Annotated in this window: 23 protein-coding genes and 2 tRNA genes; 20 read left to right on the forward strand and 5 right to left on the reverse strand. The window is 38.7% G+C overall.

Features of this window, described 5'->3' with window-relative positions:
• Positions 1 to 41: 41 nt before the first annotated feature.
• Positions 42 to 1,358, reverse strand: a complete 1,317-nt coding sequence (locus GOM46_RS02975; RefSeq protein WP_235083976.1) for an FAD-containing oxidoreductase — start codon at positions 1,356 to 1,358, stop codon at positions 42 to 44.
• A 341-nt stretch (positions 1,359 to 1,699) separates the two neighbouring features.
• Between GOM46_RS02975 and GOM46_RS02980 the strand changes: the two genes are divergently transcribed.
• From GOM46_RS02980 to GOM46_RS03065, 18 genes are all read left to right on the forward strand, one after another.
• A complete protein-coding gene (locus GOM46_RS02980; protein WP_235083977.1) occupies positions 1,700 to 3,274 on the forward strand; it encodes a DEAD/DEAH box helicase in 1,575 nt (524 codons plus the stop codon).
• Positions 3,275 to 3,545: 271 nt separating this feature from the next.
• The gene (gene codY / locus GOM46_RS02985; protein ID WP_235083978.1) at positions 3,546 to 4,334 is read left to right on the forward strand and encodes a GTP-sensing pleiotropic transcriptional regulator CodY; all 789 of its coding nucleotides are present in this window, start codon (positions 3,546 to 3,548) and stop codon (positions 4,332 to 4,334) included.
• Complete coding sequence (locus tag GOM46_RS02990) at positions 4,334 to 4,909, forward strand: cysteine hydrolase family protein (RefSeq protein ID WP_235083979.1); 576 nt, start codon at positions 4,334 to 4,336, stop codon at positions 4,907 to 4,909. The genes codY and GOM46_RS02990 overlap by 1 nt, the downstream gene beginning before the upstream one ends.
• Positions 4,910 to 4,986: 77 nt before the next feature.
• Positions 4,987 to 5,072, forward strand: a tRNA-Leu gene (locus GOM46_RS02995).
• 132 nt (positions 5,073 to 5,204) lie between these two features.
• Positions 5,205 to 6,482: an ABC transporter permease gene (locus GOM46_RS03000; RefSeq protein WP_235083980.1), complete on the forward strand. Its 1,278-nt coding sequence runs from the start codon at positions 5,205 to 5,207 to the stop codon at positions 6,480 to 6,482.
• A 13-nt stretch (positions 6,483 to 6,495) separates the two neighbouring features.
• Positions 6,496 to 7,143 (forward strand): ABC transporter ATP-binding subunit Vex2, encoded by a 648-nt coding sequence (gene vex2, locus GOM46_RS03005; RefSeq protein ID WP_235083981.1) that lies wholly within the window; start codon positions 6,496 to 6,498, stop codon positions 7,141 to 7,143.
• Between the two features lie 45 nt (positions 7,144 to 7,188).
• The gene (gene vex3, locus GOM46_RS03010; protein WP_235083982.1) at positions 7,189 to 8,568 is read left to right on the forward strand and encodes an ABC transporter permease subunit Vex3; all 1,380 of its coding nucleotides are present in this window, start codon (positions 7,189 to 7,191) and stop codon (positions 8,566 to 8,568) included.
• 70 nt (positions 8,569 to 8,638) lie between these two features.
• The gene (gene vncR / locus GOM46_RS03015; protein ID WP_235083983.1) at positions 8,639 to 9,295 is read left to right on the forward strand and encodes a response regulator transcription factor VncR; all 657 of its coding nucleotides are present in this window, start codon (positions 8,639 to 8,641) and stop codon (positions 9,293 to 9,295) included.
• Positions 9,292 to 10,623: a sensor histidine kinase VncS gene (gene vncS, locus GOM46_RS03020; protein ID WP_235083984.1), complete on the forward strand. Its 1,332-nt coding sequence runs from the start codon at positions 9,292 to 9,294 to the stop codon at positions 10,621 to 10,623. The genes vncR and vncS overlap by 4 nt, the downstream gene beginning before the upstream one ends.
• Positions 10,624 to 10,758: 135 nt before the next feature.
• Positions 10,759 to 11,640 (forward strand): class II fructose-bisphosphate aldolase, encoded by an 882-nt coding sequence (locus GOM46_RS03025; protein WP_001019005.1) that lies wholly within the window; start codon positions 10,759 to 10,761, stop codon positions 11,638 to 11,640.
• A 167-nt stretch (positions 11,641 to 11,807) separates the two neighbouring features.
• Entirely contained in the window at positions 11,808 to 12,155 is a 348-nt protein-coding gene (locus tag GOM46_RS03030; protein WP_235083985.1) for a hypothetical protein, read from the forward strand.
• Positions 12,156 to 12,192: 37 nt separating this feature from the next.
• Positions 12,193 to 12,591, forward strand: coding sequence for a hypothetical protein (locus GOM46_RS03035; protein ID WP_235083986.1), 399 nt, complete (start codon positions 12,193 to 12,195; stop codon positions 12,589 to 12,591).
• 87 nt (positions 12,592 to 12,678) lie between these two features.
• Positions 12,679 to 13,611, forward strand: a complete 933-nt coding sequence (locus GOM46_RS03040; RefSeq protein WP_235083987.1) for an alpha/beta fold hydrolase — start codon at positions 12,679 to 12,681, stop codon at positions 13,609 to 13,611.
• A 314-nt stretch (positions 13,612 to 13,925) separates the two neighbouring features.
• Positions 13,926 to 14,918 (forward strand): ATP-binding cassette domain-containing protein, encoded by a 993-nt coding sequence (locus GOM46_RS03045; protein WP_037602142.1) that lies wholly within the window; start codon positions 13,926 to 13,928, stop codon positions 14,916 to 14,918.
• A 1-nt stretch (position 14,919) separates the two neighbouring features.
• Positions 14,920 to 15,738 (forward strand): ABC transporter permease, encoded by an 819-nt coding sequence (locus GOM46_RS03050; RefSeq protein ID WP_235083988.1) that lies wholly within the window; start codon positions 14,920 to 14,922, stop codon positions 15,736 to 15,738.
• 1 nt (position 15,739) lies between these two features.
• The gene (locus GOM46_RS03055) at positions 15,740 to 16,525 is read left to right on the forward strand and encodes an ABC transporter permease (RefSeq protein WP_235083989.1); all 786 of its coding nucleotides are present in this window, start codon (positions 15,740 to 15,742) and stop codon (positions 16,523 to 16,525) included.
• Positions 16,526 to 16,626: 101 nt separating this feature from the next.
• Positions 16,627 to 16,699, forward strand: a tRNA-Thr gene (locus tag GOM46_RS03060).
• A gap of 175 nt (positions 16,700 to 16,874) precedes the next feature.
• A complete protein-coding gene (locus GOM46_RS03065; RefSeq protein ID WP_235083990.1) occupies positions 16,875 to 17,189 on the forward strand; it encodes a hypothetical protein in 315 nt (104 codons plus the stop codon).
• 155 nt (positions 17,190 to 17,344) lie between these two features.
• On the opposite strand, the gene GOM46_RS03070 is transcribed toward GOM46_RS03065, so the two are convergent.
• The 3 genes from GOM46_RS03070 to GOM46_RS03080 all read right to left on the reverse strand — a co-directional run bounded on the left by GOM46_RS03070 (position 17,345) and on the right by GOM46_RS03080 (position 20,375).
• On the reverse strand, positions 17,345 to 18,058 hold the full coding sequence (locus GOM46_RS03070; RefSeq protein WP_235083991.1) for a hypothetical protein: 714 nt from the start codon (positions 18,056 to 18,058) through the stop codon (positions 17,345 to 17,347).
• A 167-nt stretch (positions 18,059 to 18,225) separates the two neighbouring features.
• Entirely contained in the window at positions 18,226 to 19,896 is a 1,671-nt protein-coding gene (locus tag GOM46_RS03075; RefSeq protein WP_235083992.1) for an N-acetylmuramoyl-L-alanine amidase, read from the reverse strand.
• 119 nt (positions 19,897 to 20,015) lie between these two features.
• The gene (locus GOM46_RS03080) at positions 20,016 to 20,375 is read right to left on the reverse strand and encodes a DUF3397 domain-containing protein (RefSeq protein ID WP_025170012.1); all 360 of its coding nucleotides are present in this window, start codon (positions 20,373 to 20,375) and stop codon (positions 20,016 to 20,018) included.
• Positions 20,376 to 20,620: 245 nt separating this feature from the next.
• Here GOM46_RS03080 and GOM46_RS03085 point away from each other — a divergent pair, with 245 nt between their 5' ends.
• Positions 20,621 to 21,871 (forward strand): dicarboxylate/amino acid:cation symporter, encoded by a 1,251-nt coding sequence (locus GOM46_RS03085; RefSeq protein WP_235083993.1) that lies wholly within the window; start codon positions 20,621 to 20,623, stop codon positions 21,869 to 21,871.
• A gap of 14 nt (positions 21,872 to 21,885) precedes the next feature.
• The gene (locus tag GOM46_RS03090; RefSeq protein ID WP_235083994.1) at positions 21,886 to 22,827 is read left to right on the forward strand and encodes an ATP-grasp domain-containing protein; all 942 of its coding nucleotides are present in this window, start codon (positions 21,886 to 21,888) and stop codon (positions 22,825 to 22,827) included.
• 78 nt (positions 22,828 to 22,905) lie between these two features.
• Here the strand turns inward: GOM46_RS03090 and GOM46_RS03095 are convergent, their stop codons facing one another.
• Entirely contained in the window at positions 22,906 to 23,769 is an 864-nt protein-coding gene (locus tag GOM46_RS03095; RefSeq protein WP_235083995.1) for a YihY/virulence factor BrkB family protein, read from the reverse strand.
• Positions 23,770 to 23,808: the final 39 nt, after the last annotated feature.

The raw sequence follows: 23,808 nt of genomic DNA on the forward strand, positions 1-23,808 counted from the left end.
ACAACCCTAGGGAGGTTGTTTTTTCATAAGTGTGTCTTAGGTTAAATCGCAAACAAGTCATTTAAGTTTTCAGCCAAGGTTGGGTGAGTGAAGATTTGTTTTGTGAAGTAAGTGTATGGAATCTTGTTGTCCATAGCAACAGTGATGATGTTGATGATTTCTTGTGATCCTTCTGAGAAGATAGTAGCACCGAGAATTTCTTTTGTTTCAGTGTTGACAACTGCTTTGAAGGCTCCACGAAGGTCACCATTTACATGACCACGAGGCATAGCAGCAACAGGGATTTCCTTAACAGCGTAGGGAAGTTTCAATTCAGCAGCTTGGCTTTCAGTCAAACCAACTTGTGAAAGTGCAGGAGTAATGAAGAGGGTGTTTGGTACATTGAGACGATCCTCAAGTGTGTAGCTACCATCACCAGCAAGGTAGCTGTAGACAACACGGAAGTCATCTAGTGAAATGTAGGTAAATTGAAGTCCTCCGTTGACATCCCCAACTGCAAAGACACCAGGAACGTTTGTTTGACAGTGTTTGTCGACTTTGATAGCACCACGTTCAGTTAGTTCGATATCAGTATTTTCAAGATGAAGTGGTTCTACATTTGGTTTACGTCCAGTTGCGTAGAGAAGGGCATCGAAACGATAAGTTTCATTTTCAGTTACGACAAGGACTTGGTCGCCATCATTTTTGATTTCAGTAGTACGGATGTTTTGAAGCAATTCAATACCGTCTTCTTCTAAGTATTGTTTGGCAAGAGCTGCGATGGAAGGTTCTACACGAGGTAGGAATGTATCCAAGGCATCTAGGACTGTAACCTTGCTTCCAAGTTTGTTGTAGAGACCGGCAAATTCAAGACCGATATTTCCTCCACCTAGTACACCAAGTTTTTCTGGTAATTGTTCTAAGTTTTGGATACCTGTTGAGTCAAAGACGTTCTTACTTGTAGCAAGACCTGGGATTGGCAATACATTTGAAACAGCACCAGTGTTGATGACGATAGTTTCAGCAGTCAGTTCTTGTTTTTCGTCACCAGCTTGAATTTCGATGACTTTATTAGAAACAAAGTGAGCTTCAGCATCAATGATATCAACGCCTGTACCAGCAATAGTAGCATAGTTTTTACCATTGAGACGTGTAGTAACTGTATTTTTTGTAGCCATAACCTCGTCAAATGACAAGTCTTTTTCTGCAGCGACTAACAAGGTTTTAGTTGGGATACAACCGATGTTGATACAAGTTCCTCCGTACATTGCCTTGTTGCGTTCGATAAGGGCAACTTTTTTACCAGCTGAAGCTAGTTTGGCAGCAAGCGTCTTACCTGCCTTACCAAATCCAATGACAATTAAATCGTATGTTAACATTTTTAAATCCTCCTGTTTGAATTTCATTCTAGCACAAGAAAAAAACTTTTGCACAAATCTGCTACGGAAAATTATACTGAGATAAATTGGTCTATCAGTCGCTTTTAAAATTCTGGACTAACTGGTAATAAATCGTTTACATGATTTAATCAAGTAGTCTGACTATCTTTTGACTCTCTCTTGTGTTATACTAGATAGGTTGCAAAAAAGCAGTACTTTTCTTTAGTGGAAAAGAAACAACACGGTCTTTCATAAAAGATATGAAAGTACGTCATGACAAGAAAAGTATAAACTAAGCGCTATAGGATGGCTTCGCACCATCTTTAGAAGGAAAGAAAAACATGAAATTTAATGAATTTAACTTATCTGCTGATTTATTAGCAGAAATTGAAAAAGCAGGATTTGTAGAAGCAAGTCCGATCCAAGAGCAAACCATTCCCTTGGCCCTTGAAGGAAAAGACGTTATTGGTCAAGCTCAAACAGGTACAGGAAAAACCGCAGCCTTTGGCTTGCCAACACTTGAAAAAATCCGTACAGAAGATCAGACCATTCAAGCTTTGGTCATCGCGCCAACTCGTGAACTAGCTGTGCAAAGTCAGGAAGAGCTTTTCCGCTTTGGTCGGAGCAAGGGAGTAAAAGTCCGTTCAGTATACGGTGGTTCAAGTATTGAAAAACAAATTAAGGCGCTTAAATCAGGTGCTCACATCGTAGTTGGAACGCCTGGTCGTCTCCTAGACTTGATCAAACGCAAGGCCTTGAAATTGCAAGACATTGAAACGCTCATCCTAGATGAAGCAGACGAAATGCTTAACATGGGATTCCTTGAGGATATTGAAGCTATCATCTCTCGTGTCCCAGAAAATCGTCAAACCTTACTCTTTTCAGCAACTATGCCTGAAGCTATCAAACGGATTGGTGTTCAGTTCATGAAAGAACCTGAGCATGTTAAGATTGCGGCCAAGGAGTTGACAACAGAATTGGTTGACCAGTACTATATCCGAGTTAAAGAACAAGAAAAATTTGACACCATGACTCGTCTCATGGACGTGGAGCAACCAGAACTTGCGATCGTATTTGGTCGTACCAAACGCCGTGTGGATGAATTGACTCGTGGTCTGAAGATCCGTGGATTCCGTGCAGAAGGGATTCATGGAGATCTTGACCAAAACAAACGTCTTCGTGTCCTCCGTGATTTCAAAAATGGCAATCTGGATGTCCTCGTTGCAACAGACGTAGCGGCTCGTGGTTTGGATATTTCTGGTGTGACCCATGTCTACAACTATGATATTCCACAAGATCCAGAAAGCTATGTTCACCGTATCGGCCGTACAGGTCGTGCTGGTAAGTCAGGTCAATCGATTACTTTCGTAGCACCAAATGAGATGGGTTATCTCCAAATTATCGAGAACTTGACTAAGAAACGCATGAAAGGCCTCAAGCCTGCAAGTGCAGAAGAAGCCTTCCAAGCTAAGAAGCAGGTTGCACTTAAGAAGATTGAACGTGATTTTGCTGACGAATCTATTCGTCGAAACTTTGACAAATTCGCAAAAGATGCTCGTAAATTGGCAGCTGAATTTAGTCCAGAAGAATTGGCCATGTACATTCTTAGCTTAACGGTTCAGGATCCAGACAGTCTTCCAGAAGTTGAAATTGCACGTGAGAAACCATTACCATTCAAACCATCTGGTGGTGGATTTGGAGCAAAAGGCAAGTCTGGTCGTGGTGGCCGTCGTGGTGACGACCGTCGAGATCGTGACCGCCGTGGCAATGGTCGTCGTGATGATTTCAAAAAAGGCAGTCGCAAGAACGACCGCTTTGAGAAGGAAAAACGTTACCGTAAGGATAATAAAAAACCACGTAATACTTCAAGCGAGAAGAAGACAGGCTTTGTGATTCGTAACAAAGGAGATAAATAACAAAAAAAGCGGTTCACTGTGGTGGATCGCTTTTATATATAAGGAGACCAAAAGTCAAGAAAATAATCATACGAGAGTTTGTATTTATATATTTGTTATCTTGTAATATTATCTTATCAAAAATATAGAAAGCTGTCAATAAGAAAATACAAAAAATTAGCAAAAATTTTCGAATACGCTTGAATTGCAATTCAATAAACAATTTTCAGATAATTGTTGAAATAGTCGCAATTTTATGATATACTGAAAGCGATTATATGCGAGGTAAAACATGGCAAATTTATTAGAAAAAACAAGAAAAATTACGTCTATCCTGAAGCGTGCGGAAGAAAAGCTTCAAGATGACCTACCATACAATGCAATTACACGTCAATTGGCTGATATTATTGACTGTAATGCCTGTATTTTAAATAGTAAGGGACGTCTTCTAGGATATTTTATGCGCTACAAGACCAATAATGACCGTGTAGAGCAATTTTTCCAATCAAAGATTTTCCCTGATGAATATATTCAAGGGGCTAACATGATCTACGATACGGAGGCTAACCTCCCGGTGGAGCATGATTTGACCGTTTTCCCAACAGAAAGTCGTTCAGACTTTCCTGATGGATTGACTACGATTGCTCCGATTCATGTTTCTGGTATCCGCTTGGGTTCTTTGATTATTTGGCGTAATGACAAGAAATTTGAAGAAGAGGACTTGATCCTTGTTGAGATTGCAAGCACTGTAGTTGGAATTCAATTGTTGAACTTCCAACGTGAAGAAGACGAGAAAAATATTCGTCGTCGTACAGCAGTCACTATGGCAGTTAATACCCTTTCTTATTCTGAATTGCGAGCAGTATCAGCTATTTTAGGAGAACTAAATGGTAATGAAGGTCAATTGACAGCTTCTATCATTGCAGATCGTATCGGTATTACACGTTCGGTGATTGTCAATGCTCTTCGTAAACTCGAATCAGCAGGGATTATTGAAAGTCGTTCTCTTGGTATGAAAGGAACTTATCTCAAAGTTCTAATCCCAGATATTTTTGAAGAAGTGAAAAAGAGGAACTATTAATGGCTAAGGCACTAATTTCTATTGATTATACAGAAGATTTTGTAGCGGATCATGGGAAACTGACTGCGGGTGCTCCAGCTCAAGCAATATCTGATGATATATATGCGGTGACCCAAAAGGCTTTTGAACGTGGAGATTATATCTTTTTTACAATCGATGCCCATGAAGAAAATGATGTTTTTCATCCTGAAAGTAAACTCTTCCCGCCACATAACATTATTGGGACTAGTGGACGAAATTTGTATGGCAAGTTAGCCGACTTCTATCAGGAACATGCTGATGATAGTCGTGTTTTCTGGATGGACAAGCGTCACTATTCAGCATTTTCTGGGACAGATTTGGATATCCGTCTCAGAGAGCGTAAAGTGGATACTGTCATTTTGACGGGAGTTCTTACAGATATTTGTGTCTTGCATACAGCCATTGATGCTTATAATCTTGGTTATCAGATAGAAGTTGTGAAACCGGCAGTAGCATCCATTTGGCCTGAGAATCATGCCTTTGCACTTGGACATTTTAAGAATACACTTGGTGCGAAATTGGTTGATGAAAATTTGCTTGAAATTACAGAATAATACATTTCAAGATGAAAAAATCTGAAAAAAGTCTTGACAATTTTTTTCAAAGTTGATATACTAGTAAAGTAATCGACGCGGGGATGGCGGAATTGGCAGACGCGCAGGACTAAGGATCCTGTGACCGCTTTAGGTCGTGAGGGTTCAAGTCCCTCTCTCCGCATAGGAAAAGAGTTAGCTTTGGCTAGCTCTTTATTTTTTTACCATTTGAGGGCAAATTTTATTTGCTCTTTTTTATTTCATAAACATTTCATATTTGAATATTATAATGGATTTACAAATATGGAGGTGCTATATGAATCCCACTCAAAGAGCTTGGGCTTATGTCAGCAGAAAACGACTGAGAAGTCTCATATTATTCTTGATTCTATTTGTTTTATTGGCAGGAATATCAGCTTGTTTGACGCTTATGAAGTCCAACAAAACAGTAGAAAATAATCTTTATCGCTCACTGAATACATCTTTTTCGATTAAAAGAATCGAAGCAGATCAGACTTTTCAACTGTCTCAACTAGATGACCTTAAAATGATAAAGGGCCTTGAGAAGATTTCACCTGAGCTAGAAACAATAGCCAAGTTAACTGACAAAGAAGTCGTTACTGGAGAACAAAGTATCCAAAGGGATGATTTGACAGAGGCTGAAAAAAATCTTATCAGTTTGATTGCTTTGGAAGATTCTTCCAAGGATGTTTCTTTTACAAGTTCCGCCTTTACCCTTAAAGAAGGAAGACATATCGAAAAAGGGGATCGAAAAAAAATCTTAATCCACGAAGATTTAGCCAAGAAAAACAATCTAAAAGTAGGAGAGAAGATTAGCTTAAACCCTGCTCAAGTAGAAGAAAATAGTGGACAAACACTAGATTATGAAATCGTAGGTGTTTTCTCAGGTCAGAAGCAAGAGAAATTTACAGGTCTATCATCAGACTTTAGTGAAAATACGGTCTATACAGACTACGAAAGTAGCCAAAATTTACTTGGCAACAAGGAAGCTCAAGTTACTGCAGCCCGTTTCTATCTTGAAAATCCAAAAGATATGGATGGTATCATTCAAGAGGTTGAAAAGTTATCCCTGGAAAACCAAGGGTTCCAAGTTGAAAAGGAAAATAAGGCCTTTGAACAAATCAAGGATTCAGTTTCGACCTTCCAAACCTTCTTACAGATTTTCCTCTATGGCATTATGATTGCTGGTGTAGGGGCGCTGATATTGGTCTTGTCACTTTGGTTACGAGAGCGAGTCTACGAGGTTGGTATTTTATTGGCACTAGGGAAGGGAAAAGGAGCAATCTTTAGCCAATTCTGCCTGGAAGTCATCATAGTTTCATTGGCAGCTATTCTGCCAGCATTTGTGGCTGGGAATGCTATTACTTCCTATCTCTTGAAGACTGTACTAGCAAGCGGTGACCAAGCTGCACTACAAGATACGCTAGCAAAAGCGACTAATCTTTCAACCAGTCTTCTTTCATTTGGAGAATCTTATGTCTTTCTCCTTGTGATTAGCTGCTTGTCAGTTGCACTTTGTTTTATCTTTTTATTTAGAAAATCACCAAAAGAAATATTATCATCTATTAGTTAATAAAGGAGAAATCATGACTTTACTACAATTACAAGATCTTACTTATCGTTATAAAAATACTGCAGAAGCAGTCTTGTATAAAATCAATTACGATTTTGAACCTGGAAAATTCTATAGTATCATTGGAGAATCAGGGGCAGGGAAATCTACGCTCTTGTCCCTATTGGCAGGACTTGATAGCCCAGTCGAAGGAGCAATCTTATTCGAAGGTAAGGACATTCGTGAACAAGGTTATTCTTATCACCGTATGCACCATATCTCACTAGTTTTCCAAAACTATAACTTGATTGATTATCTTTCTCCATTGGAAAATATCCGCTTGGTTAATAAGAAGGCTAGCAAGGATACGCTTCTTGAACTTGGTTTAGATGAAAGTCAGATCAAGCGAAATGTTCTTCAATTATCAGGTGGGCAGCAACAACGTGTTGCCATTGCTCGTAGCCTTGTATCTGAAGCACCCGTGATTTTAGCGGATGAACCAACCGGAAACCTAGATCCTAAGACAGCTGGGGATATCATCGAACTCCTCAAATCTCTTGCTGAGAAAACAGGCAAGTGTGTGATCGTTGTGACCCACAGTAAGGAAGTAGCACAGGCGTCAGATATTACACTGGAATTGAAGGATAAAAAGCTGACTGAAACAAGAAAAAAAAGTAACTAAATCTTTTAAATATATATAAGTGAAGTAAATCTAGAAAGGAATCTTATGTTACACAACGCATTTGCCTATGTCACAAGAAAATTTTTTAAGTCGCTTGTGATCTTTCTTATCATTCTTTTGATGGCTAGTTTGAGTTTGGTCGGCTTGTCTATCAAGGGTGCGACAGCCAAGGCTTCTCAAGAAACCTTTAAAAATATCACCAATAGTTTTTCGATGCAAATCAATCGTAGAGTCAACCAAGGAACTCCACGTGGTGCTGGGAATATAAAAGGTGAAGATATCAAAAGAATTACTGAAAATAAGGCCATCGAATCTTACATCAAACGGATCAATGCTATCGGTGATTTAACAGGCTACGAATTGATTGAGACACCTGAAACCAAGAAAAATCTAACGCCAGATCGAGCTCAACGTTTTGGAAGTAGCTTGATGATAACAGGTGTCAATGACTCTTCTAAAGAAGACAAGTTTGTATCAGGCTCTTATAAACTGGTTGAAGGTGAGCATTTAAAAAATGACGACAAGTACCAAATTCTCATGCATAAAGATTTGGCAGAAAAGCATGGATGGAAGGTAGGAGACAAGGTCAAACTTAACTCCAATATCTACGATGCGGATAATGAAAAAGGAGCCAAGGAAACAGTAGAAGTCACTATTAAAGGACTTTTTGATGGACATAACAAATCTGCTGTGACCTACTCACAGGAACTATATGAAAATACAGCAATCACAGATATTCACACAGCTGCCCAACTCTATGGATATACAGAAGATACAGCTATCTATGGAGATGCTACCTTCTTTGTGGCTGGAGATAAGAACATCGATACGGTCATGCAAGAAATAGGATCCATCAACGGTATCAACTGGAAGATGTATAGCTTAATCAAGAGTTCATCAAACTATCCTGCTCTTGAACAATCCATCTCAGGCATGTACAAGATGGCTAATCTCCTCTTCTGGGGTAGCTTGAGCTTCTCAGTTCTCCTACTTGCTCTCTTACTCACGCTATGGATTAACGCCCGTCGTAAAGAGGTTGGAATTCTTCTTTCCATTGGTCTTAAACAAGTAAGTATTCTAGGTCAATTTATCACAGAAGCAGTTATGATTGCAATTCCAGCACTAATTTCAGCTTACTTCTTAGCTAACTATACTGCTCGTGCCATTGGAAATACAGTGCTTGCAAATGTCACATCAGATGTGGCTAAGCAAGCTAGTAAGGCAGCCCAAGCCTCTAATCTTGGCGGTGGTGCAGAAGTGGACGGCTTTAGCAAGACTCTTTCAAGTTTAGATATATCCATTCAATCTTCTGACTTTGCTATTATCTTTGTACTTGGCTTGGTTCTAGTGGTACTAGTTATGGCACTTGCTTCAAGTAATCTCCTATTTAAACAACCAAAAGAACTCTTGTTGGATAGTGAATAAAAAACTTGCTACCTATTCTCACTCAAATGAGATATAATATAGGTAGCATTTTTGATAGAAAAGGATTTATATGAAAATTCTAATTGTAGAAGATGAAGACATGATCCGTGAGGGAATTAGTGATTACTTGGCGGATTGTGGATATGAAACCATTCAGGCTGCAGATGGTCAAGAAGCCTTAGAACAATTTTCAAATCACCAAATAGCTCTGGTTCTCTTAGATATTCAAATGCCTAAACTCAATGGTTTAGAGGTTTTGTCAGAAATCCGTAAGACCAGCCAAGTTCCAGTCTTGATGTTGACAGCCTTTCAGGACGAAGAGTATAAAATGAGTGCCTTTGCCTCACTAGCAGATGGATATCTAGAAAAGCCTTTTTCCCTATCTTTGTTAAAGGTACGAGTAGATGCTATTTTCAAGCGTTATTATGATACTGGTCGAACCTTTTCCTATAAGGATACCAAGGTTGATTTTGACAGTTATAGAGCTAGTGTAGCGGGGAAAGATGTTTCTGTGAATGCAAAAGAACTAGAAATCTTAGATTATCTGGTCAAAAATGAAGGTAAAGCCTTAACTCGGTCGCAGATTATCGATGCTGTTTGGAAGGTGACAGATGAGGTTCCATTTGACCGAGTGATCGATGTCTATATCAAGGAACTACGGAAAAAACTAGACTTAGACTGTATTCTTACCGTGCGGAATGTCGGCTATAAATTGGAGAGAACATGAAAAGACTGAGTTTATTTAAAAAGATTTTTATCTATACCTTCTCGGTATTCTGTACCTTAGTCATTTGTTTGCATTTGGCCATCTATTTCCTCTTTCCTACTACCTATCTCAGTCATCGTCAGGAGAGTATCGGACAGAAGGCAACAGAAATTGCTCAAACCCTCCAAGGAAAAGACAGTCAAACTATCCAGGAAGTACTTGAACTTTATTCTCAAAGTAGCGATATAAAGGGAACCATCAAGGGTGAAATGACTCAGGATAAGTTAGAAGTCAAGGACAATCTTCCAATTGATAGAGATCGACAGACGGCCTCCTTGGTCATTGAGGAAAGAGAGGTCCAATCTAAGGATGATCAGACCTTGACCATACAGTTTATTGCTTCTATGGATTTGCAGAAAGAAGCAGAAGATATGAGTCTGCAATTCCTACCCTATACTCTGTTAGCTTCCTTTCTGATTTCACTCCTGATTGCTTATATCTATGCGAGAACTATCGTAGCTCCGATATTGGAAATCAAGCGAGTAACTCGAAGGATGATGGACTTGGATGCAGAAGTGAGATTGCGCGTGGATTCCAAGGATGAGATTGGGGATCTCAAGGAGCAAATCAATAGTCTCTATCAGCATCTCTTGACCGTCATTGCGGACTTGCATGAGAAAAATGAATCCATCCTCCAGTTAGAAAAGATGAAGGTTGAGTTTTTGCGAGGAGCTTCCCATGAACTGAAAACACCTCTAGCTAGTCTGAAAATTCTTCTGGAAAATATGCAAGCAAACATTGGGCGCTACAAAGACCGTGACTATTACCTGGGAGTTTCTTTGGGTATCGTGGATGATTTAAGCCACCACGTGCAGCAGATTTTATCCCTTTCTTCCGTTCAGGAATTACGAGATAAAAAGGAGGAAATCAACCTTCTTGAGATGACTAATCTTCTATTGAAGGACTATGACTTGTTAGCCAAGGAGAGAGAAATCACTGTAGAGAATCAACTCACTAACCAACAAACTTATCTAAATCCTTCTGTACTCAAGCTGATTCTTTCAAATCTTATCAGTAATGCGGTGAAGCATTCTATCCAAGGTGGCTATCTAAAAATTGGGACAGAAGATGACTGGTTTTTTATTGAAAATACCTGTACAACAGAAGAGCAAGATAAGTTTGAACAATCCTTTACAACTTCTAGTCGCCAAAGTAAGGGAGCTGGTTTGGGACTATTTGTGGTCAAGAGTTTATTAGAGAACGAAGAAATTGACTATTATTTTGAAAGAGATGAGAATCACTTAGTATTTTTCATGAAGCTACCACAGGTCAATCCGGAAAGTGATTAAGAAAGGGTTTACATCAATCTGATTGGAAGAAATTCAATCTAAAGTATGGGAAAAACTAGATTTTTTTATCAAAAAGTGATAAAATGAACAATGTAAATGGGATATCCCATAAAAATATACAGGAGGCCTGATAAAATGGCAATCGTTTCAGCAGAAAAATTTGTCCAAGCAGCTCGTGACAACGGTTATGCAGTTGGTGGATTTAACACAAACAACCTTGAGTGGACTCAAGCTATCTTGCGCGCAGCAGAAGCTAAAAAAGCTCCAGTTTTGATCCAAACTTCAATGGGTGCTGCTAAATACATGGGTGGTTACAAAGTTGCTCGCAACTTGATCGCTAACCTTGTAGAATCAATGGGTATCACTGTACCAGTAGCTATCCACCTTGACCACGGTCACTACGAAGATGCACTTGAGTGTATTCAAGTTGGTTATACTTCAGTAATGTTTGACGGTTCACACCTTCCAGTTGAAGAAAACCTTGAAAAAGCTCGTAAAGTTGTAGAATTTGCTCATGCAAATGGTGTATCAGTAGAAGCTGAAGTTGGAACTATCGGTGGTGAAGAAGACGGAATCATCGGTGATGGCGAATTGGCTCCAATCGAAGACGCTAAAGCAATGGTTGCAACTGGTATCGACTTCTTGGCAGCTGGTATCGGTAACATCCACGGTCCTTACCCTGCAAACTGGAAAGGTCTTCACCTTGACCACTTGCAAAAATTGACTGAAGCTGTACCAGGATTCCCAATCGTATTGCACGGTGGATCAGGTATTCCTGATGACCAAATCCAAGCAGCTATCAAACTTGGTGTTGCGAAAGTTAACGTTAACACTGAATGCCAAATCGCATTCGCTAACGCAACTCGTAAATTTGCTCGTGACTACGAAGCAAACGAAGCAGAATACGACAAGAAAAAACTCTTCGACCCACGTAAATTCTTGGCTGACGGTGTAAAAGCTATCCAAGCATCAGTTGAAGAACGTATCGACGTATTCGGTTCAGAAGGTAAAGCTTAATCTAGCTTAACCCTATAAAACAGAAACCTGCCCCTGAGGGTGGGTTTTTTCGTTTTCTAACTCTTCTCAATCGTATTTAAAAAGTGATATAATGAAGATGGAAGAAAGCATTTAGTGATTTTTGGTAAAACTAGCTTTTTAATCAACCCTTGAAAGGAAAGATAGCCATGATATTCGACCAGTCCTTGCAAGCCTACGTCCATGAAGTAGATGATGTTCTTGTGGCTTGGGAAGAAAAACCAAGTGGGAATTTTGAGGTGGGAGCTCAGTTGCTTGCATCCAATTACCATAGAAACAGGTCTCGTATTCTTGCATTTATATTGCCTCATTTACAAGAATTTTATGGTCATTTCACAGATGAAGAAGCTACTGAAAAATTGGGTAAACCCATCATCGAGCCAGAAAGACAAACCGTTACTTTCTGCGATCAAACTTTTGATGATATTCATATCTTTTCTTTTGACTATCAGGGGCAGGCATTTGAGTGTCTGGAGAATTTTGCCATTGATGGTTAAGGTCTGTTTTCAGTATTAAAAAGAAGGAGAGAGACTGATGAGTACTGCTGATTTTGTCTTTATTGAGAGTAAAGACCCCATATTCCTAGATTTACAAGCCTTTTGTACTGCTTTGATAGAAAAGTTCCCAGGTATTTTGATCAGAGAAAGGACGAATCCTGAAAAAGCTTACTCGCTTTCTTGGGATTATCAAAGTCCTCAGCTTACTTTGGAAAGTTCACTGAGTAGCAAGAAAAATGTTTTTGTGATTGATTACTTTGATTCAACGAACAGGTTACAAGATTATGCCTCCTATATCGTCTGGCTTCGGAAATGGTTTCCACCTGAAGAGAAGGTTTCCTTTTGTGATGAAGGATATGAGTATGTGTTTGAACTTCCTAGTGATTTATCCCAAAAGGAGTTTGAAAACTACTTACGAACAAGATTTGATGAGTGAAGAAGAAGTGTGAAAATGAAATATAGAATACTAGAGAAAAACCAATCTAAATTTGCTAAAAGAGTCTAATTTTTGTACAATAATGCTATGAAAAAACTGAAAAAATGGAGTCTTGGCTTTCTTAGTTTCATTCTTTTGTTTTTAGGGGCAACATTCATCTTTCATCGTATCAGTTTGGAAAAGGAACAAGCCTCACTAACACCTGTGGGACAACAAGTTCTTGTCAATGGGCACCAAATGAATGTTTACGTTGAAGGGGATGGTCCAGAGACCATAGTATTTCTATCCGGTGCTGGAATTGCTTCTCCAATCTTGGACTTTAAGAATGTGTCAGATTCCTTATCAAAAAAATACAAGGTAGTCATCGTGGAACGTGCTGGCTATGGTTATAGTGATGATAGCAATCAATCAAGAGATGTGATGGAAGTTTTGTCTGAGACTCGTCAAGCACTTTCACAAGCAAATGTAACAGGTCCTTTTATCATTCTGTCTCATTCTATGGCTAGTTTTGAGAGTCTGGCTTGGCAGGAGAAGTATCCTGATGAAGTGAAAGCCTTGGTTGGTCTGGATTGGGCATTGCCATCAAGTTATGAGGATTTAAAGGATAATCAAGCCTTACTTTCTGTAGCCTACTGGAGCAGCAAGATTGGCTTGCTACGCTATTTCCCTGAGTCTTTTTATATAAAAAATCCAACTCTGACCGAAAGTGAGCGAAATCAATATAAACTTCTAGCTTATAAACAGTTGTTGTCTCAAGCCATGCTTCATGAATCCCGTTTGGCAAAGGAAAATTCCAAGAAAGTTTCCCCTAGTATCAATACGAAAATTCCTACCTTACTCATGGTTTCTAACGGTGAAGGAACTAGCTTTAGCCAATCAGAATGGCAGCATTATGCTATGAGGTTTGCCAGTGAGCAGTCTAATGTTCAAGTCATCTATATAGATGCACCACACGACCTCTATCATTATCAAAGTCATGAGGTTATTACTCGTATTGAAGAATTTTTAGAGAATAATTGAGGGACTAGAAAATTTTTCAGATTGATGAACATGATTAAATACTGAAAGCTTAGTGCCAGAATAATGATAAAATAATGTCTTTTATAAACATCCAGTCTGTCTTTTAAGACAGACTTTTTGTTTTTTTCAAGTATCAAAACTATTTACTTTTTACTAGAAAAACACTTGTTTCCCCTTATCGATTACATTATAATAGAATGTAATTAAGACCTTTGTGTATAAATTATATAGAGGAGCCCGTTTTAGGATTCAAGAAATGAAATTTGACCATTAAGTAGTATGAATTAATGGTTCTTTTCTAAAGGGAGAGATATATGGCAATGATAGAAGTGGAACATCTTCAGAAAAATTTTGTGAAGACAGTAAAGGAGCCAGGTTTGAAGGGGGCTTTGCGTTCCTTTATTCATCCTGAAAAGCAGACCTTTGAAGCGGTCAAGGATTTAACCTTTGAAGTTCCAAAAGGACAGATTTTAGGATTTATCGGGGCAAATGGTGCTGGGAAGTCAACCACCATCAAAATGCTGACAGGGATTTTAAAACCGACATCTGGTTTTTGTCGGATTAACGGCAAGATTCCCCAGGATAATCGCCAAGATTATGTCAAGGATATTGGAGTCGTTTTCGGACAACGCACCCAGCTATGGTGGGATTTGGCACTGCAAGAGACCTACACGGTTTTGAAAGAAATCTATGATGTACCGGACTCGCTTTTCCATAAGCGCATGGACTTTTTGAATGAAGTTTTGGATTTGAAGGAATTTATCAAGGATCCTGTGCGGACTCTTTCTCTAGGTCAACGGATGCGGGCGGATATTGCGGCTTCCTTGCTTCACAATCCCAAAGTTCTCTTTTTAGATGAACCGACTATTGGTTTGGATGTGTCGGTCAAGGACAACATTCGTCGGGCCATTACCCAGATTAATCAGGAGGAAGAGACAACTATTCTCTTGACTACTCATGATTTGAGTGATATTGAGCAACTCTGTGATCGGATTTTTATGATTGATAAGGGGCAAGAGATTTTTGATGGAACGGTTAGCCAGCTCAAGGAGACCTTTGGAAAGATGAAGACTCTCTCCTTTGACCTGACGCCAGGTCAAAATCATCTAGTCTCTCATTATGAGGGCTTGCCTGATATGTCCATTGATAGACAAGGAAATACTCTCAATATTGAATTCGATAGTTCTCGCTACCAGTCGGCCGATATTATCAAGCAAACCTTATCTGATTTTGAGGTCCGTGATTTGAAGATGGTTGATACGGATATTGAAGATATTATCCGTCGCTTCTATCGAAAGGAGCTCTAAGATGGTCAAATTGTGGAGACGTTATAAACCCTTTATCAATGCAGGGATTCAGGAGTTGATTAGCTATCGAGTCAACTTTATTCTTTATCGGATTGGCGATGTCATGGGTGCTTTTGTGGCTTTTTATCTATGGAAGGCTGTCTTTGATTCCTCCCAGGAGCCTTTGATTCAGGGCTTCAGTATGGCGGATATCACCCTCTACATCATCATGAGTTTTGTGACTAATCTTCTGACTAGGTCGGATTCTTCCTTTATGATTGGTGATGAGGTCAAGGATGGTTCCATTATCATGCGCTTGTTGCGACCAGTGCATTTTGCGGCTTCTTACCTCTTTACGGAGCTTGGTTCCAAGTGGTTGATTTTTATTTCTGTTGGACTGCCATTTTTAAGTGTCATTGTTTTGATGAAAATCTTATCTGGGCAAGGGATTGTAGAAGTGCTGGGACTAACTATCCTTTATCTTTTTAGCTTAACGCTGGCCTATCTGATTAACTTTTTCTTTAATATCTGCTTTGGATTTTCAGCCTTTGTATTTAAAAATCTTTGGGGTTCCAACCTACTTAAGACTTCCATAGTGGCCTTTATGTCTGGGAGTTTGATTCCCTTGGCTTTCTTTCCAAAGGTCATTTCAGATATTCTGTCCTTCTTACCTTTCTCATCCTTAATTTACACTCCGGTCATGATTATTGTTGGGAAATACGATACCAGTCAGATTCTTCAAGCACTTTTGCTTCAGCTTTTCTGGCTTATAGTGATGGTGGGCTTGTCTCAGTTGATTTGGAAACGAGTCCAGTCATTTATCACCATTCAGGGAGGATAGTATGAAAAAATATCAACGCATGCATCTGATTTTTATCAGACAGTACATCAAGCAAATCATGGAATACAAGGTAGATTTTGTGGTTGGTGTGTTGGGAGTCTTTCTGACTCAAGGCCTGAACCTCTTGTTTCTTAATGTACTCTTTCAACACATCCCCTCGCTAGAAGGTTGGACCTTTCAAGAGATTGCCTTTATCTATGGATTTTCCTTAATTCCAAAGGGATTAGATCATCTCTTTTTTGACAATCTCTGGGCTTTAGGTCAACGACTAGTTCGAAAAGGGGAGTTTGACAAGTATCTGACTCGTCCTATCAATCCTCTCTTTCACATCCTCGTTGAGACCTTTCAGATTGATGCCTTGGGTGAACTTTTGGTCGGTGGAATTTTACTAGCGACAACGGCGACTAGCATTGCTTGGACTCTTCCAAAATTCCTGATTTTTCTAGTTTGTATTCCTTTTGCGACCTTGATTTATACTTCCTTGAAAATTGCAACAGCCAGCATCGCTTTTTGGACCAAGCAGTCAGGTGCCATGATTTACATTTTCTATATGTTTAATGATTTTGCCAAGTACCCGATTTCCATTTACAATTCGCTCCTTCGTTGGTTGATCAGTTTTATCGTGCCTTTTGCCTTTACGGCCTACTATCCTGCCAGCTATTTCTTGCAGGGCAAGGATGGACTTTTTAATATTGGTGGTTTGATTCTGATTTCCCTTGTCTTCTTTATCATTTCTTTGAAACTCTGGGACAGGGGCTTGGATGCCTACGAAAGTGCGGGTTCGTAAAAGGAAGAAACTTAAAGTCTCGTCTTAGGACAGGCTTTTTTTTTAATGGAGATAAAATTCCTTGACATCCTTCCTTATAGTGCTATACTATAAGGGTAATCGCCGATTTAGCTCAGTTGGTAGAGCAACGCACTCGTAACGCGTAGGTCACAGGTTCAAGCCCTGCAATCGGCAGTGTGAAAGAAGTCCTCTTGGACTTCTTTTTTTCTTTTAATAAGATTTTGACCACATAGTCTATCATGACTACCATATAGACAAAACCTGTTGTTTGTGATTTTTATTTCTGTTATAGTTGTAACTGTCAAAGGGAGATAAAGCTTCCTAACAAATTAAAAAATGAGGTAGAATCATGAAAAAAGTATTAGGTATCGGATTTTTAGTCGTTGCAGCAGTAGTCTTGTATTTTGGTTTTGTTGGATGGCCAAATTTGGATGTCAATATCTGGGCCCTCTTTCCAGTAGGTCTATTTCTATTCTTTACACTTGAAAATCTAGTGAAAAAAGATTACAAGGCTAGTCTCATGTGCCTGATCATTGCTTTTATCATTGCAAATGCTATTCTGGATATCTTACCACTTTCAAGTGGGTTGGTTATCGGTGCTGGAGTGCTGGCTTGCGTGGGAATTGGATTTCTCTTTCCAGATAAAAATATGAAAGTAAAGTAATTTAAAGTACATAAAAAAATAATAACGCTAAAGTATACACAGAAAGATAAATATATAAATTTTATTTCTGGAAAAAGAAAAAGGAGAAAATCAAATATGATTTTCTCCTATAATTAACTTGTTAAAAGTTAACTAGAATAGGTAAATTACTAAGATTATTTATTGAATCCTGCACCAAAGCGAGTGTTGTTACCAAACTCACGAGTTGCATCATCCAAAGGTTTTCCGTCAGTACCTGCAACTGGTTTAGCTGGATAGGTTTCAGCACCTGATACACTGTAAGCTTTGTCATATTGTTTTGAAACAGCATAACCAAAACGGTTGTTGTGGTTATTTGTAGCACCTGCTTCTGTAACAATTTCTGTAGTTGGACGTGTTACACCTGGAATTGCTTTTGGATCTGGAGTAGCTGGTTTAGCTGGAGCTGGAGTAGCTGGTTTAGCTGGAGCTGGAGTAGCTGGTTTAGCTGGAGCTGGAGTAGCTGGTTTAGCTGGAGCTGGAGTAGCTGGTTTAGCTGGAGCTGGAGTAGCTGGTTTAGCTGGACTAGCTGATTTAGCAGCGTTAAATCCTGCACCAAAACGAGTGTTGTGTCCAAACTCACGAGTTGAATCATCCAAAGGTTTACCGTCAGTACCTGCAACTGGTTTAGCTGGATAAGTCTTAGCACCTGCAAAACTGAAAGCTCTCTTGTTTAATGGAGAAACTGCGAAACCAAAACGGTTGTTATGGTTATTAGCAGCATTTGCCTTTGTAACTGTCCCAGCAGTTGAAGCAGTTACTCCTGGGATAGAAGGAACTTCAGTAGCTGCATAAGAAACGCTAGCGATTGCTGACAATGCTAATGCACTTGTTAATAAAACTTTTTTCATTGTTTTATCTCCTCTTTAATTTTTCATTTTATTTCTAAGGCGAACCTTATTATTTTAATTTTATCATATATGTATATATTGTCAAGTATTTATAATTTTTAAAAACAAATTTTTTTATTCAAAATTCTTAAGCAAAAAAAGTCTCGAGTTTTCTCGAGACTTTTACTTTATTTACCTGCGTAATATTTTTGAATACCTTTGACGATACCTGTAACCAATCTATTTTGGTAGGCATCGCTACGAATTTGTTGGTTTTCATTGAAATTGTCAATATAACCAAGCTCCAATAGAACGGCTGGTTTATCAGTTTCTCGAAGGACCGCAAAGCTACTTTGGAGGAGGCCAGCATCCTTAGCGCCAGTTTCAGCTAGGAGTGAAGAGTGGATATCAGCAGCAAGGCGATTGCTTTCACTGATACGATCAGGGTGATTATGCCAGTATGAATTAATCCGAGAAGGATAGCCAGCAGCTTCTTCGTAAGAATAAGTCTGAATACCAGAACGGTTAGAAGCAGGGCTTCCGCTAGCATTGAAGTGGATGCTAATGAAGATATCGGAGTTCGTGTTGTTAGCTATTTTTGAACGTTCGGTGACAAAGTCGACATAGACATCACTATCTCTCGAAGAAAGAACTGTATAACCAAGACCTTGGAGTTCCTTACGTAGTTTTTGATAAACTTGCATGGTGAGGTCTTTTTCATTAGTGTTATAATAAACAGCACCTGGATCTTTACCACCGTGTCCTGGATCTAAGAAAACGGTATATGTGTATTTTCCTTTTTCAAATCCACGACTTACTGGCACTTCACCAATCCATTTTCCATTACTTTGGAACTGATGTGCTTTTCCATCGATTTTACGAGTTCCTGTGACATAGACCCCGCTATCTTCCAGGTAATACCAAGCATTATAGTAGTTATCAAAAATCCATTCATTCTTAGCCATGTAACCACCGGCCTTGAGGTAGTAGGAGCCAATCCATTCACGCGCAGCGTATGCACCACCTGATTTCAAATAGAACCAACTATTGTAGTTCTTATCGAAAATCCATTCTCTTTCAGCCATAGCCCCGCTAGCTTTTAGGTAGTAGTTACCTTGCCATTGGTTACTTGCCATAGTGGCATCTTTGTTAAAGTAGTACCAGATACCACCAATTTTATCCCACTTGTTTTTGATTAAGCTACCAGAAGATTGGGCATAATACCATTTGCCATCTTGTTTAACCCAAGCGCTCTCAGCCATGGCACCACTATTGGTAAAGAGATAATCATCAAAAATGGTGTTGCTGAGCATGATACCGTCTTTATCAAAGTAGTACCATACACCGCCAATCTTTTTCCAATCTTGTTTAACGATTTTTCCAGATGGATTAGCATAATACCAGTTATCTTTAATTTTAGCCCAGCCACTACCGACCATAGCCCCGCTGCTAGTCAGAATGTACCCATCATAGATCGTATTGCTGAGCATGATACCATCCTTATCAAAGTAGTACCATTTCCCGTGAATTTTTTTCCAATTGACGGTAGCCTTGTTAGCTTCATAGAAGCGCCAGATATTTTCTTCAAATATCCAACCATCTTTTTTATCTTCTGGAACCTGGCTTTCTTCTTTCTTAGCTGAAGTTTTACTTGGGTTTGTTGTAGAAGTTGTTGGTATGCTTGAACTTGCTTCAGTAGAAGGAACTGGTTCCTTTGTTTCAACCTTGTTAGCTGTTGTAGTTTGTTGCGTCGTCTCTGCTGAAGTAGTTTGTACTTTATTTTCTTCAGCTAAAGCTGGGTTTGTTGCAAATCCTAGGTAAGTAAGCGTGATGGCACTTGCCAAGAACGTTTTTTTCACTTATTTGATCTCCTATTTATTTTTTAATAATCTCTTTTTAAAATGTCATTAGAAAAGCACCTCAAATGGAACATCGGATTGCCAACTTTGTTGAGGTGCTGGCGAAAATTGATAGTGATTTATTTCATCATAAAGATTTGAACAATCATGATGATGTAGATGAGCAATGTGAGTAGGAATCCAGCTCTCCAAAAGAATTTCAGAAATTTTGGATAATAAAAACTACGTTTTTTGCTCAAGAAGAAAAAGGCTAGAATGATAGCCAGCAAGGATAATGCTGCTCCCAAAACGGGAAGTTGATTGTGTGTAAAAACCTTAGCACTGATAAAATAATATTCAAAAATTAGAAAAGGAAAAGCCAAATCAGCAAAGTTGATGCCCCTTTTCTTTAACTTAAAGAATCTGCTCAGAATAATTGCTAAAGCCAAGGTTAATACCAAAAGCAAGACGGAAGCGAGTTTCATTAAAATCATAACAATATTGTATCATAAAACTTGAATAATAGAAAAGCATATTCTTTGATTTAACAGTGTTTTTCTAAAAATTTTTGTTTAGAAATTGATTTTTTATACTTTATACAAATTCAGTGTATGTTGGATACAAAAATGGTAATAGTTTGAGTCTTCAATATAAATCTTTTTTATGGTGACCATAGAAAATATATATTAGTCAGAAAGAAAGAATAGTAGTAGAATGAGTAGCAAATAAAACAAAGGAGTTTCTTATGAAATTAGTTACGTTATGGTCAAAACTCTCACTAGGAATCCAATTATTGGTGGCTTTGGTCTTAGGTGTTATCGCTGCGGTCATCTGGCCACAATTTGCAGGTTTTTATCAATTTTTAGGACAAGCCTTTATTAAATTGATCAATATGGTTATCATTCCACTAATCTTCCCGACTATCGTTGTTGCAGTAGCCGGCGTTATCGGGAAAAAATCTTTCGGGAAAATCTTGACCAAGAGCTTGGTTTACTTTTTTGCCGTGACAACTGCTATTACGCTCTTGTTTGTATTTGCTAGTTACTATTTAGGATTTGGACAAGGTGTGAATATTGGTCAAACTGGTGGGAACCTTGATGGTATCGCCAACAATGTAAAATTTAGCGAATTTCTCCTTGGTTTTATTCCATCAAATATTGTCAAATCTCTTTCAGACGGCGCCCTATTGCCGATTATCGTTTTTGCTATCTTTCTTGGTTACGGAATTGGTAACCTTAAGTCTGATAAATCTCAGAAAATCATCGAAGGTTTCCAAATCTGGATTGAAGCTATTTATAAGATTGTTGCAGTGATTGTTAAACTATCACCGATTGGGATTTTTGGATTTATCGCCAAAGATGTTGCAACGACTGGTGTTGACAAGTTGATTGGGCTTGGTCAATTTGTAATCGGAACTTATTTGGCTTATGCTGTTTTGGTTCTCCTTATTTTCCCTTTGATTGCTGTCTTCTTTAAAGTACCGTATTTGTCAGCCTTTCGTGAAAATTGGAGTCTCTTGACTCTGGCCTTTGTTACTGGTAGTTCTAGTGTTGTCTTGCCATCACTTCTTAAAGATTTGAAAAAACAGGGGCATGACGAGCACACGATTGATTTAGTTGTTCCTTTAGGATATACTTTTAACTTAGAGGGAGCAGCAGTTTATTTCTCTGTAGCTACGATTTTTATCGCGCATGCCTACGGCATTCAATTTTCTTTATCAAGTCTCTTGTTTACTGTTTTGCTTTTGACTTTGATTGGAAAAACTGCAGCAACTGTGCCATCAGGAGCTATCGTGGTTCTACTAGCTGCAGCACCTCAGTTAGGCTTGCCAGTTGAAGGAGTAGCCTTAATCTTTGCAGTTGATTTCTTTGTCAATGCCGGCCGTACTATGATCAATGTTTTGGGTCAAATCTTAACAGTTAGCGTTATTGAAAAAACAGAAGGATATATTTTAGAAGAAGAAAAAGAAAGCCAACTTTCAGTCAGCTTTTCTTAAGGAGATTATAAGTAATGAGTGAAGCAAAAGTATATGTGATTCATGAGAATCTTGAATGGACCCAGCATTTGGTCAAATGGTTGGAAGAACTAGAAGTCCCTTATGAACTGTGGGATTTGTCTAGTGGAGTTTTGGATCTGCAAAGTCCACCGCCACAGGGTATCTTCTACAATCGTATGTCTGCGTCTTCTCACACAAGAGGACATCGCTATGCGCCAGAATTTACAGAGCAGGTGATTACTTGGTTAGAAGCACACGGACGCAAGGTTGTGAATGGAACTGGGGCTATCAACCTAGAAATCAGTAAAGTCAAACAATATTTGAAGTTAAACGAGTCTGGTATTGAGACTCCTGCGACAGTTGCAGTTTTAGGTCAAGAAAATATTATTGAAGCAGCCAGAAAATTGAACATCTATCCATTGATTACCAAGCACAATCGAGCAGGTAAGGGATTAGGGGTTCAACTCTTCCAAAATGAAGAAGAATTGGAAGCTTATGTCAATAGTCCTCTCTTTGAACCATCAGTGGACGGGATTACCTTGTTACAAGCCTACATCAAACCAAGTGATGGACGCATCCGTCGTTCAGAGTTTATCAATCAGAAGTTTCTCTATACTGTTTCAATCGATTCTTCAGATGGATTCCAACTTTGTCCAGCAGATGGTTGTCAAATTGGCAAGAGACCAGAACAACTAGAAACGTCTGAAAAATTCCAGATTACAGAACCTTTACCAGATTCTCGAAGAAAAGCTTATGAGAACTTCCTTAAGAATGCTCAGATTGAAGTTGCTGCTATTGAATGGGTTCAGTCAGAGAGTGGTGATATTTATGTTTATGATGTAAATACCAACACAAACTACAATCCTACCGCAGAAAAAAATGCCAATATTTTTGCTCACCAACATTTGGCTCAATATCTAAAAACAGAATTGCAAGCCCTAACGAGTGGACAATAAAGTAGCAAATTCAAAAATCCCCCAGTAGAGAATGACTGGGGGATTTATCTGTTTTCGTTACATATAGGTAGATGAAAATTATTGATTGACCTTGAAGTCTGGATCCTTAAGGCTTTGAACACTGGCATTGATCACTGCACCGACAATCAATAACTTGGCAATGATAATGAACCAAAACATCATGACAACAACGATGATGGAACTGAAAAACCGAACGTCGACAAGATAGTTGACATAGTTATTGAAATAAGCTGAAAAGATAGTTAACAATGAAATAAGAGTGACGAATACGAATAGACTTCCAGGAAGGACGTAACGAATACGACCGATTTTCACGTTTGGAAGTAAGTAATAAATCATGATGAGGATTGCAAAGAGGAATACATAAACTAAAGGATCTGTGAAATTTTGTAAGTAACTAAATAGGGAACTCTCAGATTTCCAGTAATTTTTTAGGAAGTCTAGTAACATATGACCAAACATACTAAAGAAGAGAATGATGGCAAAGAGAATCTGTAATCCCAAACTAACTAGGATACTCATCAGTTGATGAGAAATAAGACCTCTGTTCTTAGCGATTCCATAAGCTTTGTTAAAAGCCTTTTGGAGGAAATTCATGGATTTTGAGAAGGTCCAAAGGGCTGATATTACCGCAAAACTCAAGAGTCCAGCAGATGGTTGTGTCAGTACTTCGCGGGCAATCTTTGCTACTACATCATAGATTGTATCTGGTAAAAATTCCTTCAGTGAAATCAGAAAATCAGAGATTGGAATCTGAAAATAGGGAAGGATATTGACCACTATCATGAGAAGTGGAAAGATTGAAATCAACCAATAATAGGCCACAGCTACACTGGTTAATTCAATATCTGAAACACGATAGTAGTGTAAAAAAGCTTTTAATAAGGGCCTATTAGTTAGTTTTTTCCACAACTCTTTCATTGCATAATCCTCCACAATAAAATCTCTCTTTTAACCTAA

Origin of the sequence: Streptococcus infantis (assembly GCF_021497965.1) — a bacterium.
Taxonomy (GTDB): Bacteria; Bacillota; Bacilli; order Lactobacillales; family Streptococcaceae; genus Streptococcus; species Streptococcus infantis_B.